Origin of the sequence: Streptomyces sp. NPDC097640, assembly GCF_040302705.1 — a bacterium.
Classification (GTDB): Bacteria; Actinomycetota; Actinomycetes; order Streptomycetales; family Streptomycetaceae; genus Streptomyces.
On sequence record NZ_JBEOSB010000004.1, the window covers coordinates 146,251 to 159,582 of the forward strand.

Annotated in this window: 9 protein-coding genes; 4 read left to right on the forward strand and 5 right to left on the reverse strand. The window is 71.7% G+C overall.

Translation table 11 applies throughout. From position 1 onward, the window contains the following. Positions 1 to 135: 135 nt before the first annotated feature. From ABTY62_RS07165 to ABTY62_RS07180, 4 genes are all read left to right on the forward strand, one after another. Positions 136 to 1,833: a dynamin family protein gene (locus ABTY62_RS07165; protein ID WP_352128646.1), complete on the forward strand. Its 1,698-nt coding sequence runs from the start codon at positions 136 to 138 to the stop codon at positions 1,831 to 1,833. Then, complete coding sequence (locus ABTY62_RS07170) at positions 1,830 to 3,929, forward strand: GTPase (protein ID WP_352128396.1); 2,100 nt, start codon at positions 1,830 to 1,832, stop codon at positions 3,927 to 3,929. Before ABTY62_RS07165 ends, ABTY62_RS07170 begins: the two co-directional genes overlap by 4 nt. Before the next feature lie 95 nt (positions 3,930 to 4,024). Beyond that, entirely contained in the window at positions 4,025 to 4,513 is a 489-nt protein-coding gene (locus ABTY62_RS07175; RefSeq protein WP_352128397.1) for a single-stranded DNA-binding protein, read from the forward strand. Positions 4,514 to 4,717: 204 nt separating this feature from the next. Further along, positions 4,718 to 6,118: a Cys-Gln thioester bond-forming surface protein gene (locus ABTY62_RS07180; RefSeq protein ID WP_352128398.1), complete on the forward strand. Its 1,401-nt coding sequence runs from the start codon at positions 4,718 to 4,720 to the stop codon at positions 6,116 to 6,118. 269 nt (positions 6,119 to 6,387) lie between these two features. Here the strand turns inward: ABTY62_RS07180 and ABTY62_RS07185 are convergent, their stop codons facing one another. The 5 genes from ABTY62_RS07185 to ABTY62_RS07205 form a co-directional block, all read right to left on the reverse strand. Then, entirely contained in the window at positions 6,388 to 7,650 is a 1,263-nt protein-coding gene (locus ABTY62_RS07185) for a tyrosine-type recombinase/integrase (protein ID WP_352128399.1), read from the reverse strand. Between the two features lie 92 nt (positions 7,651 to 7,742). Then, a complete protein-coding gene (locus ABTY62_RS07190) occupies positions 7,743 to 7,970 on the reverse strand; it encodes a helix-turn-helix domain-containing protein (protein WP_352128400.1) in 228 nt (75 codons plus the stop codon). 485 nt (positions 7,971 to 8,455) lie between these two features. Further along, entirely contained in the window at positions 8,456 to 9,931 is a 1,476-nt protein-coding gene (locus ABTY62_RS07195) for an AICE element replication initiation protein (protein ID WP_352128401.1), read from the reverse strand. A 2-nt stretch (positions 9,932 to 9,933) separates the two neighbouring features. Next, the gene (locus tag ABTY62_RS07200; protein WP_352128402.1) at positions 9,934 to 10,812 is read right to left on the reverse strand and encodes a bifunctional DNA primase/polymerase; all 879 of its coding nucleotides are present in this window, start codon (positions 10,810 to 10,812) and stop codon (positions 9,934 to 9,936) included. A gap of 272 nt (positions 10,813 to 11,084) precedes the next feature. Further along, entirely contained in the window at positions 11,085 to 13,262 is a 2,178-nt protein-coding gene (locus ABTY62_RS07205) for an FtsK/SpoIIIE domain-containing protein (RefSeq protein ID WP_352128403.1), read from the reverse strand. Positions 13,263 to 13,332 lie beyond the last annotated feature (70 nt).

The window sequence follows — 13,332 nt, forward strand, 5'->3', positions numbered from 1 at the left end:
TTATGCCCGAGCCCCAGTCGCCACGCCCGCCCCTTGCCCAATCTGAGGTAATCCGGGTGGGTCTGTTTGACGCGCACGAGTGAGCATACGCTTCAAAAAGAGATCAAAAACGGGCATTCTTCACCCGTGGCGATCTTGGACGTACGGCCCCGACTGCTCGACGCACTGACCGCACTGCGCGATCGCGTTGATGCCGCACGGTTTCCGCTCCCCCTCCCCGGCGCCGACCGCGCTCGCCGCGGCCGAGCCGAATTGCTCGCCCAACTGGATGACTACCTGGTGCCCCGGCTGCGTGCCCCCCAAGCGCCCTTGCTGGCGGTCATCGGCGGATCCACCGGCGCCGGGAAGTCAACGCTCGTCAACTCGCTGGTCGGCCGCCGCGTCACCGAGGCCGGAGTGCTGCGCCCGACCACGCGCACGCCGGTGCTCGTCTGCCATCCGGAGGACCGCCAGTGGTTCGCCGGCCAGCGGGTGCTGCCGCAGTTGACCCGGGTGTGGGTGCCGGCGCAGGGCGAGCGGGCCGACGGCGGGTACGAGGAGGAGGCGTACGAGGGGGCGTACGAAGGCGCGGCATATGAAGCGGCGTCGTGTGAGGGGGCGTTGGGCGAAGGGGCGTCGTACGAGGGGGCCGACAGGGCGGCGCGGACCGCGGGGGGGCTGCGGGTCGAGACCGACCCCGGGCTCGCGCGCGGGCTCGCGCTGCTGGACGCGCCGGACATCGACTCCCTCGTCGCCCGCAACCGCGACCTCGCCGCCGAGCTGATCTGCGCCGCCGACATCTGGGTACTGGTGACCACCGCCACCCGCTACGCGGACGCGGTGCCCTGGCATCTGCTGCGCACCGCAAAGGAGTACGACGTCACCCTCGTCACCGTGCTGGACCGGGTGCCCCACCAGGTCGCCGCGGAGGTCTCCCACCAGTACGCGGCGCTGCTCACGGCGGCCGGGCTGGGGGACGTGCCCCGCTTCACCATCCCCGAGCTCCCCGAGTCCGCGGGCGGCGGCAGCGGGCTGCTGCCCGGCACGGCCGTCGCGGCGCTGCGCGACTGGCTCACCCGGCACGCCCAGGACCCCGGCGCCCGCCAGGCCGCGGCCGAGCGGACCGCCGTCGGGGTGATCGCCTCGCTCCGCGCCCGGATGCCCGCGCTGGCCGGGGCGGCGGCCGCCCAGCACGCGGCGGCGGTGCGGCTGGTGCAGCACGTCGAGGGCGCGTACGGGGAGGCGGCCGAGCGGGTGCGGCGCGAGCTGGCCGGCGGGACGGCGCTCGCGGGGGGCGCGCTCACCCACTGGCACGGCCGCCCGTACGACAGCACGCCCGAAGAACTCCTCACCGCCCTCGCCGAGTCCCTCGCCACCCTGCTGCGCAGCGCCACGGCAGCCGCCGACGAGCGGGTCGGGGACGTCGGGCGGCGCGAACCCGCCGCGCGCGCCGGGCTCGCGCCGTGCGACGCGCGCGGTGCCGGGGAGCGGATCGGCGTGGCCGTACGGCACTGGCGGCGCTGCGTCGAGGAGCTCGCCGAGGAGGAGGTGGCCGCACGGGCCGCCGAAGGCGGCGCCGGCTGCGCCCCGGACGAGGCGGCCGCGCTGCTCGTGGCGTCCCTGATCGGCGGGCGCCGCACCCGTACGGCGGGCGAGCGGCTGGCCGAGACGCTGGGCGCGCACGGGGCGCTGCGCCTGCGCGACCGGGGCCGCCGGCTGCTCGACGAGTGCGTCGGCCGGGTGCTGGCGGCGGAGCGGGACCGGCGGCTGGCCCCGCTCGACGCCCTCAACGTGACCCCGGACCACCAGGTCCGGATGATCGCCGCGCTGTCCGTACTACAGAAGGAGAGGTGACGGTGGTGACGGCCACTGCGACGTCCGGGCCTGAAGGCGCGCCCTCCCAGGAGAGCGCCGCCAGGCAGACGTGGGACGACGGTCTGATCGCCCGGCGGACGCGGGGCCGGCGGCCCGGAACGCCGGCCGCGGCGGAGCCGGAAGCGGAGGCGGTCGCGCCGGGGCGGGAGGCGGCGTACGGCGGTGGTGGTGCGGCGTACGGCGGGCCTCATGGGCACGGGCCTCAGGGCCAAGGGCATGGGCCGGGACACGGCGAGGGGCAGGGCGGGGGATACGGCCAGGGAGGGGGATACGGCCAGGGCGGGGCAGGCGGCCTCGGTGGTGGTGGCGGCGCGCGCGAGCCGTACGCGCCGGCGTACGAGCCCGGCGGGCGCGGCTTCGTCACCGGCGCTCTGCGGCCGCGCCTGGACGCGCTGCGCGAGCTGGTCGGGCTGTCCCGCACCCGGCTGGACGGGCGCACGCTCGGCGAGGCGGGACGGGTGCTCGACGAGGCCGTCGCGCGCGGGCGGCATCCGCTCGGACACACCGTCGTGGCCCTCGCCGGGGCCACCGGAAGCGGCAAGTCCACGCTCTTCAACGCCCTGGCCGGGGCGTATCTGTCCGAGGCCGGGATCCGCCGCCCCACGACCGCCGCGCCCCTCGCGTGCGCCTGGACCGACCACGCCGACGGCCTGCTCGACCGGCTGGACATCCCGCACCGGGACCGCCGCCGCCCCGCCTATCCGTACGACCCCACGCTGCGCGGGCTGGTGCTGCTCGATCTGCCCGACCACGACTCGGCGGCGGCGGGACACCGCGAGCGGGTGGACCGGCTGCTCGGGCTGGTCGACGCGGTGGTGTGGGTGGTGGATCCGGAGAAGTACGCGGACGCGGTGCTGCACGAGCGCTATCTGCGGCCGCTGGCCGGATACGCCGAGGTGACCTTTGTGGTGCTCAACCAGGTGGACCGGCTGCCGGGCGACGCCGCCGACCAGGTGCTGGACGACCTGCGGCGGCTGCTGGACGAGGACGGGCTCGCGCTCGGCGAGCACGGGGAACCGGGGGCGACCGTGCTCGCGCTGTCCGCGCTGACCGGCTCGGGCGTCGGGGAGCTGAGGGAGGCGTTGGGCCGGCTCGCCGCCGAGTGCGGAGCGGCGGAGCGGCGGCTGGCGGCGGACGTGGACGGCGCGATGGAGCGGCTGCGTCCGCAGTATGTGGCGGACGGGGCGCCGGTCGGCTTCTCGGCGCGGGCCCGGACGGAGTTCGAGGAGCGGCTGGCGGACGCGGCGGGGGCGGTGGCGGCCGGGCAGGCGGCGGAGCGCGCCTGGCTGCGGGACGCGCGGTGGGCGTGCGGCACGCCCTGGGGGCGGCTGAGGCAGCTGAGGCGGGCGGGGGCGGTGTGGTCGTGGGAGCGGGACGCGGAGGCGGAGGAGGGCCAGGGCGCGGCCGGAGGACGGTCCGGGGGACGGGCCGGGACCGCGCTGGACATCCCGGGCGCGCGGGCGAAGGCGGCGGCGGTGGCCGCGGTCACCGCCCGGCCCGCGGTGGAGGAGGCGGTACGGAACCTGGCGGACGAGGCGACCGCGGGGCTGCCCGCGCCCTGGGCGCAGGCCGTACGGGAGGCGGCGGCCTGGGGCGGCAAGGGGCTGCCGGACGCGGTGGACGGGGCGGTGGCCGCGACGGCGGAGCGGCGGCTGTCCCGGCCTGTGTGGTGGTCGGTGGCCGCGACGGCGCAGCTCGCGCTGGCGGGGGTGCAACTGCTGGGACTGGTGGGCCTGGTGGCGGTGGCCGCGGGGGCGCTCGGCGCTCCGGCGTGGTGGGTGGCCGCGCTGCCGGCCGTGGTGGTTGTGGCGGCCGTGGCGTGCGGGCAGGCGCTGGCCTGGGCGTGCGGTCTCGCGGCTCGGGGGCCCGCGCGGCGGTACGGGCAGGCGGCGGAGCGACGGCTTCGGGAGGCGGCCGCGGAGTGCGGGCGGGCGCGGGTGCTGGAGCCGGTGGCGGCGGAGCTGTCGCGCTACCGGGAGGTGCGCAAGCAGTACGTGATCGCGGCGGGTGGCGTCGCCGCGGGCGGGATCGGTTCACCCGGCCGGGGGGCCGAGTTGTCCACAACCGGGGAGTAGCCCACAGGCCCCGGCGGACTTCGGCGATCGCGTGCAGCATGAACCCGGAAGGGGACGGACGCGGGCGCGGTGAAGTGAACGGGGAGGCGGCGCGGTTGAACGAGACCTGGCTGACGGTGGTGGGCAATGCCGCGACGCGGCCGGACTATCGGGAGACGGCGGCCGGTGTCGCGGTGGCCCGGTTCCGGCTGGCGGTGACGGCGCGGCGCTGGGAGCGGGCGCGGGAAGCGTGGACGGACGCGTACACGAGCTTCTACACGGTCTGGGCCTGGCGGGGGCTCGCGGCCAATGTGGCGGCGTCGGTCTCGCTCGGCGAACCGCTGGTCGTGCACGGCACGTTGCGGGTGCGGGAGCGGACGGGAGAGCGGCTTCCGGACCAGCGGTCGGACCAGTGGTCGGACCGGCCGTCGGATCGACCGGGGGGTCGACCGGGGGAAGACGGCGGCGGGTCCAGGCGGTGGATCACCGCGGATGTCGACGCGATGGCGGTCGGACACGACCTGGCGCGGGGCACATCCGCGTTTCGCAGAGTCTCGCGGGCTAAACCTCTTTTAAACGCACCGACTGGGGCAACACCCCCGTGATTCCCGGCGATTTGTCGATAAAGCCAGGTCAGGTGGGGTGGTGTGATGAGATAACGATTTCGATTCGGATTGGTTGGCCCTTGGTATTCCTGGGGAACGGGACGAGGGTTCTCCCTAGGATCCCTGATGCCAACGGGGGCTCCTGAGTTTTGAGTTCGCTGGCGAGGCGCACCCACAGATTGGCGCTCGCCCGGAGGGGAAACCATGATTTCTGTAAAGGGGCGGGGCTCTGCCCGCCTTGCCGCCGCGCTCCTGGCCTCCGGCCTGGTCGCGGCGGGCGCGATAGTCACGGCCGGTGCCGCAGTCGCGGACGACGCGCCCCCGAGCCAGGGCGGTGCGACCGCCACGCTGAGCGGTCTCAAGACCTTCGACAGGGCGGTCATCCACGAGGACGGCAAGGACCAGCGGGTCGGCGCCGGTCTGTTCGAGATGGCGGTCGACAACGGCGGCACCATCCAGACGTACTGCATCGACCTCCACAACCCGACGCAGAGCAAGGCGAAGTACGAGGAGAAGCCCTGGAGCGCCACATCGCTGGCGCACAACACCGAAGCGGGCAAGATCAACTGGGTTCTCCAGAACTCCTACCCGCAGGTCAACGACCTCTCCGCGCTTGCCGCCAAGGCGGGCTCCGGCCCCCTGACGGAGAAGACCGCGGCCGCCGGCACCCAGGTCGCCATCTGGCGCTTCTCGGACGGCGCCGACGTCGACGCGGTCGACCCCGCGGCCCAGAAGCTGGCCGACTACCTCGAGAAGAACGCGCAGAGCCTCGAGGAGCCCAAGGCCTCGCTGACCCTGGACCCGCCCGCGGTCTCCGGCAAGTCCGGTGAGCGCCTGGGCCCGGTCAAGGTCCACACCAACGCGGACAGTGTCACGGTCACCCCGGGTGACACCGCCGCCTCCGGCGTCAAGGTCGTCGACAAGGACGGCAAGACGGTCACCAGCGCCGCCGACGGCAGCGAGCTGTACTTCGACGTGCCGGCCGGTGCCGCCGACGGCAGCGCCTCGCTGACCGCCCAGGCCGCCACCAAGGTCCCGGTCGGCCGCGCGTTCGCCAGCGCCACCAAGAGCCAGACCCAGATCCTGGCCGGCTCCAGCGAGTCCACCGTCTCCGCCACCGCCACCGCGGACTGGGCGAAGAAGGGCCCGATCCCGGCGCTGTCCGCCGAGAAGAACTGCGCCAAGGGCGGCGTGGACATCACCGCGACGAACAAGGGCGACGAGGCGTTCACCTTCGAGCTCCTCGGCGAGAAGCACACCATCGAGGCCGGCAAGTCCCAGACCATCACCGCCCCGGTGAAGGAGGACCAGGCCTACAAGTTCACGATCACCGGTCCGAACGGCTTCGAGAAGACCTTCTCCGGCGTGCTGGACTGCAAGACCGCGAGCACCGGCGGCGGCAGCGGTGACAAGACCCCGTCCTCCCAGCCGAGCCCGGCCTCGGCCGGCGGCGGCAGCGCCGACAGCAGCGGCGGCGACCTCGCCGAGACCGGCTCCAGCAGCAACACCCCGATCATCGCCGGCGTCGCCGTGGCGCTTGTCGTGATCGGTGGCGGCGCGGTCTTCTTCGTCCGCAAGAAGAAGGCGGCTCCCGCGGGTGAGTGATCGTTGACCCGCAGTAATCGCTGAAAGGGCCGGGGCCTCGTAAAGAGGCTCCGGCCCTTTCGCGTGCGCGGCCGACGCGAGGGCCCGGCATGCGGTTGATATGTGGCCGTTATGTGACAGCCATGAGGCAGGAACGAGGCCGGACCCGGGCAGAGGGGGTAACGGGTTTCCGTCGCGCGCTTGGCGTACGGCAAGATGGGGTGTTACTTGCCGGAGTTGAGGTCAAAATGGCCCCTCACCAGTATGTTTCTCGCCAGTGAGGGGCCGTCTCAGGCTGCTTGGGCCGTCTGTGGGCCGTCATGGATTTGACCGGCCGTCTTGTACATGGCGCTGATGGCTGCTCGCGTCCGCGTCTCGCTGCTCGGCATGAGGTGCGTGTACACCCGCAGCGTGAAGCCTGGATCACTGTGTCCCAGGTACAGACTCAGTGCCTTGATGTTCTCCCCGGCGTCCAGCAGCACCGAGGCGTAGAAGTGCCTCAGCGCATGCATCCCGTGCTCGCGCGCGACCGCGTACCGCTGGCCTCTCTCCGGCCTCGGGATGATCCCAGCGGACGCCAACGCCGGTTTCCATGCCTGCGCGTTGAACGCGTTGCTCCACAGAGCAGTGCCCGCCGATGCCGTGAAGACGAGCCGCTTGGTGACCTTGGGGCCGGTCGGCGTGATCCATGGCAGGGACACCTCCACGGGCGGGAACGCCTTCATGTGCTCCGCCAGTGCTGCCGACACCTCGTGGTCGAGCGGCACGTCCCGTAGCTTGCCACGCTTGGGTGGAGCGAAGACCAGCGTCCCGCGAACCTTCTTGACCTGCTGGCGTACGTACAGCCAACCGAGGTCCCCGATGTTGTCGATGGCGAGACCGAAGATCTCCCCCTGCCGCAACCCGCACCCGCCGCCGACATCGGCCATCGCGCGGTAGCGCTCTGGGAGCCCAGCGCGGACCGCGAACAACTGCTCTGCCGTCCAGGGGTGCACCCGCGTCGGCAGCGCACGCGGAGCCTTGACGGACCGCGCTCGGCAGGGATTGGAGGTCAACAGCTTGTCGTCAACGGCCGCGTTCAGTACGGAGGACACAACCTCGAAGATGTGGCGTCGGTACGCCGGGGCTTGAACGGTCTCTTCGAGCTGGCTGATCCAGTCGCGAATGTGCTCGGCCTGGAACGATCCGACGGGGCGGTTGCCGAGGTGCGGCAGCGCGTGCAGCCGGATGCGTCCTTCGACCGCCGCGCGGCTGGTGAGATCCGTTGTCAGGGCAGCAAGCCACTTCTCGGCGTACTGCCGGAAGGTGATTCGGCCGGCGGTCGGGTCGATGTACTGCCCGCGTGACATGTCGGCCTCGATGTGCGTCAGCCACTGCTCGGCGAGGCGCTTCTGTCGGTCGGGGAAGCTCTTGGACTTCTCGGTGCCGTCGGGGCCGATGTAGCGGGCGCGGTAGCGCATGCCGGTGCCGTGGCGGTCGGTCTTGACCTTGACGGGCTTGCCGTTCGGGCCGGGCTCGGTCTTGTACCAGCGGTCTTGAATGTGGCCTGCCATTGAGGCTGTGGTCCCTTCTCGGGCAGATCGGAGCGGGGCGGGGCCGTGTGGCCCCGCCCCGCGGGTGTCGTGCTGGGCTTGGTTGTCTGCTGTCAGGCGGCCATGTCGACGGCTTTGCGCTCCCGGACGTAGCGGCGTATGTCGGCGGGGTCGTAGCGGACGTACTTGCCGATGCGGAAGCCGGGAGGGCCGATGCGCTTCTTGCGCCACTGATAGACGGTTTCCAGGGGCACTTCGAAGAGATCCGCGATGTCGTCGGGGGTGAGGTAGCGGTCCGGGAGTCCTGAGCGCAGGGTGTCGGTGATCGGCGGTGTTGCCATGGGCGTCTCCTGGGCGGCGGGTGCCAGCGTGCCTATGGAGGGGCAGGGGCTTACGGCGGCGCGGGCAGGGTCTGTCCGAGGTGCGGATTTCTGCGTCATTGCGTCATCAGCGTCATTCAGGCTTCTGATCTGCGGTTTTGTGTGACGCAGCGGTTTGGGTGTGCGTCATCGGTGCGTCATGGGCTGCGTCATTGGGTGACGCAGATGACGCAGGATGACGCAGAGGCCGCCGTCTGCGTCATGCCTGTAGCCGCAGGTCAGAGGCCGTTTTTCCGTCCGCATGACGCAGATGACGCAGCGTCTTCCCTCTTAGGACAAAAGAGGGGGTGTCTGTTGTGGTGCGGTGCGCCTCACAGCGTGAAGAAGGAGCCGCTGCGCGGCGCGACTATCGGGCGGCGTTCGCCGAACAGCAAGAGGAGCACGGGCTCCCCCCCCTCGGTGCCCCCGTGCTCTTCTTGCTTGTCCGGAGCGACCGCGGTCGCGGGTCAGAACATCGGCTTCTGCTGGTGTGGGGGCGGGGCCGGTTGGCGGGTCATTTCGAGGTAGCGGCCTTCGCTGGTGCGTCCCGAGTCGATGAGGACGCCACGGGCGGCAAGCGTCGGCTGGAGGCGCTTGAGACGGTCGGAGAGGACCTTTCCCGTGGTCGGCCAGCCCTTGGGCAGGGGCCGCTGTTCGTCGCCGCTGTAGAGGCGACTGAGGCAGTGCAGCCACTCGGTGGAGGTCATCCGCTGCGCCGCGCCCGGCTCGATGGTGTCGGCGTGCATGAGGACGGTCTGCGCGAGGAGGTCACCCTCGATCACGTCGTCGTTGAGGTCATCCAGGCTGGCCCGGTAGGCGGTGAGCGCTCCGAGGCCGGTGGCCGAGTCGAGCTGCGCGCACAGGTGGGCGAAGTCGGCCATGCGCAGGTCGGTGGGGGTCTCTGCCTCGGCGGCGCGGACCTTGACCGTGAGGTCCAGGAGCGAGCCGAGAACGACGGGCAGAACCTCCGCGTACTCCGCCCATAGTTCCGCCTCGGTGCGCCGGACGCGGGGCCGCTCCAGCCGCAGGGGCAGGAGCCGTTCCGCGAGGTCGGGCCGGATGACTCCCACGTCGATGCCGGTCAGGAGCAGGGGGCGGCGGTAGCGAGCGCGGAACACGTCCCCGTCGGTAAAGAGAGCACGCTTGACGTTCTCGGCGCCCGTGACGATGCAGCACATGGCGTCGGACAGGTCCGGGGTCATGTGCGAGAGGTTGTCCAGAGCGGTGACCCAACCGGCCGCCACCGCCGCAATCAGATTCTCCTCGTCCTTCGGAGCCCGGCGCAGATCCCCGCTCATGCCCTCGATGATCCGCACGAGCATCCGCCCCCCGGTGGACTTGCCTGCTCCCTGCGGTCCAGTGAGAAAGGGAGCTGGGACCGGTACCGACGGCCCGAGGCAGCCAATCAGCCAGGCCACAGCCAGGCATTCGGTTTCCGCGTTGGCGAAGTTGCACAGCCGCAGCAGCAGATCGATGCCCTTGCCATTGGTGTCCTTGGCTGGCAGGGGCAGTTCCCCAGTGAGCTGTGTGCGCCGCCAGCACACCTCGCGCGGGTCGGGGATGGCGATGTCCCAGCCGGTGGGGTGGATGCGGACGGACTGCCCGTCACTGCGGCCCAGGTCCAGCCATGTCGCTCCGTCGAGTCCGGGGGCGACGCGGATGTGGACGGGCTGCACGTCCTCGGTCAGCGCGAGGGCTTCGATCAAGTCCAATGCCTCCTTGAGCGCGGTCCCGTTGAACACGCCGATCCCGTCCTTGAACAGGCCGACCATGAGTTCCTGGCGGTGGCTTCCCGTGGTGCCCTGGGAGCGGATCGGGCGGGCCACAGGGTGGCCGTTCTTCTGCGCGTACACGGTCCCGTCGGCGGTGCGGAAGTACCGGAAGTGGGACTGCGCGTAGTTGGTGATGACCTCGCGGGCGGGGTTCTTCTCGTCGTCGGACATGGTCACAGTCCCAACTTGGCGCGGGCGTTGGTCCATGCGTCGATGCAGTGCCGGGGGGATTCGCCCTTGGTCTGAGCGGCGGTGAACAGTCGCGCGATGTGGGCCTCGGTGAGGCAGCCGCACCGGCCGTGGGTGGAGAGCACGGCGAGGAAGGTCCGGTAGACGGTGGTGTGGACCGCGCTGCGGGCGTCGGTGATGCGCTGCTCGGCCATGGCGATGCCACGGTCCAGGTAGGTGGGCGTGCGGTGAGGGCACACCCCTTCTCCAGCCCATGCGGGCACGGTGATGGCCTGCGGGGCCGCCCGGACCGTCGCGGGTTCCTTCACAGCCAGCGCGCGCACGATGTCCGGCAAGGCCGTCATGGTGCCGATGCCGGGACCGAGCCACCGCGCGTAGGCCATCGTGGACTTGATGTCGACGCCGTCACGGACGCCGTTCACCGAGCGCATCGCACCCAGGTAGATCCAGTGCTCCCCACGGGTGGTGGGCACAATCCGGGTGGGCGGCAGGGTCTGACGCGCCCATGCGATGGCGGCGGTGTCGTCGAGGTCCACGACGGTCAGCCCGGCGCCGCCGGGGTGGTAGGCGACGGTCACGGCCTCCCGCCACGCCGACGCCCACGCGGGCGAGGCGATGACGGACGGGTCGGTGGTGGCGGCGGCCCACGCGTGGCAGACATCAGGGCAGGTGCAGGGGCCGGGGGTCTTCATGTTCGGCCGCCCGCCGCATGCGGGCGGCTGGCCGGCACACGCGCGGCAGTTCCCGAACGGGACCTTGCCCCTTAGGGGCAGCACCGGCAGACCGGCCGCGGCCAGCTCCAGCGCGGTCCGCACGGGCGACAGGGCGGGAAGGTCTCGCCGAATGACGGCAGGTTGGGTCATGCTGGAGGTCTCCAGTTCTCTGATGGGATTGCTGGACGAGGGCGGCCCCGCTTCATTGGCGTGAGAGGGGGCCGCTCGTCGTTTTCCTGGCTGTGGAGGGGTGTGACAGGGGGCCGCACGCCCCCCTTTACCCCCGTTACCTTGCAGGTCAGAGCCCTTTACCTCCCCCTCTACCGGGGTAAAGGGCCCCCGCTACCCCGGCGACCGGTGAAGATCGGCCGAACCGGGGCGCGGGAGGGGTCTGGGCCGGGGACGGGTAGAGGGGGACCCCTTTACCCGGTGGTGCCGAGGAGGATTTCGGCGGGTACGGCGTCTTCGATGTCGCGCCGCTGGTACCCGGCGCCGTTGGCACCCGAGATCTTGACTTGCTTGCTGGTGCGCTTGACTCCGGCGGTCTCCAGCTCGGCGGCGAGGCGTTCGGCGTTGAAGTCGCCGTAGGTGTCCTCGTCGAGGTTGACCAGGGCGGCCAGCAGGTCGGTGGTGAACATGCGCGGGGAGTGCCGCATGACCTCCAGGACATCGGAGACGATCGGAGGCACGGTAACCCCGGCGGCGTCCGCGGCGGCCGTCACGTCCCCGGCCGCGTCCCCGGTGAGCTGTCCGGCGGCCTCCCGCAGCGCGCGGCCCCTGCGGCACAGGGCGGCGAAGGTGGGCCCGTCGAGGTAGTCCGCGCGCACGGTGACGTAGGAGGCCGGGCCGGTGACCAGTACGCCGACACCCTTGTGTTCCTCGGACAACACGGAGGCGTCCGCGCCTTGGGCGGCCTTGCCCTTGCCGAGGACCATGTCACTGCTGGTGCGGTCCACGACCTGGGTCGAGTAGCGGATGGTGATGATCTCCCGCAGCTTCGGCGGCACCGATTCGGCGTCGGGGCGCTGGGATGCGAAGTTGGAGATGAATCCGGCGGCCGGGCCGCGGCGGGCGATGCGGCACAGGTCGTTGATGACCTGCTCCCGGTCGTCCTTCTCCATCGCGGTGAAGTACTCCTGAAGCTCATCGATCGTCACGAAGATGACCGGCAGGTTGTACTTGGCGACGATGTCCGGGGTGAGCTTGCCCTCCGGGCATACGGAGGTGGGCAGGTCACGCAGGAGCGCGAACCGGCGTTCCATCTCGGCCAGCAGCTCGGCGAGCATCGCCTTGAGCGCGTCGATGGCGTCGTCTTCGGCGCCCATGACGAGCCGGTGCGCGACGGCCTTCATGGGCATCCAGTCCGCGCCGCCCTTGCCGTCGGCGACGTAGTGCCGCACGTAGGCGTCGAGCAGCCCGGCCGCGGTGAGCAGCCGCTGGGAGAACGTCTTGCCGCGCCGGGGCAGGCCGCCGAAGAACATCGACTGCCACATCACCGGAATGGCCACGCGGGTGCCGCGGGCGTCCTGGCCGAAGGGGATCGGGTCCCAGATGGAGAACTGCTCGGCCTTCTCCAGCGGGGAAGGGTTCGGGGTGCCCAGGTAGGGGTCATCATCGGCGACCCACATCGACACCCGGCCCGCATTGCCGCCCTTGGCGGCGCGGACACGGGACATGATGACCTGGATCTCGTCCACGCCGAGTTCTTGCGCGATGACCTCGCGCTTGGCCAGCACATCCGAGGCTGTCTTGCCGCCCCCACGTGGGAGGTCGAAGATCACGGCCCAGCCGCGGCCATCGCGGACCGGACCCATCGAGCAAGAGACCTTCGGCGCGTCCTGGCCTTCCTTGCCGCTTTTGAGGAGGCCAGCGGCCCGAAGCGCGTCGTTGAGCTGCTGCGCGGACATGTCCACCCGGATCGGCGGCGCCGCCTGGTCGAGCAGGTGGGTCTCTTTGCCGCGGCCGAGGTAGGCCAGAGGTGTGCCGACGGCCGCGGCCATCCCGACCTGCACCAGCGGGGGTGCGATGGTGAAGCCGACCACGGCCGTGGTCACCGCGATCGCGGCGGCGCCGAACCGCCAGCGGCGGGTGCGGGTCCGATCGGCGTGCGCGGCTTGGAGCCGCACGGCAAGTTCGACGTCTTCTGGGCGTACCTTGCTCTGCGCCTTGAGCGCGCGCACGGCGGCGGTGTGGTCCTGGGCGGACAGGGTCGGCCACAGGCCGACGCAGGCCCGGTAGAAGCCGCGCGCGGCCAGCAGCACGGCCTTCATCAGGTACTTGGGGGAACGGATGCCGTGGTAGCGGGTGTGCCACCACGTGAGGCGGCCCAGCGCGGTGACGTTGGCCAGGACCGACGCGCGCGAACGCGCCCACACCGGCAGCATCGGGGCGTCGGGGACGGTCAGCCAGTCGGCGAGCGGGTTGTCCGGCCGGTCAACGGCCTCCCCCGCCGGGGCGGGGGCCGGTTCGGCCGGCACGGTCTCCTCGGGGGCGGGGGTGGGCTTGACCAGCGTCACCGGAGCCGCGGCGGTTGCGGCTTCCTTGGCGGCGCGGTGTTCGTCGAGGTTGTGCAGGCTTCCCATATCGGGGGCCTGAGTCATGATGGGGTTCCTCCTGCCTGAGGCTGAAAGCGGGTGGGTGGGCCCGGGGCGGCCGGTGTCCTTGGCCGGG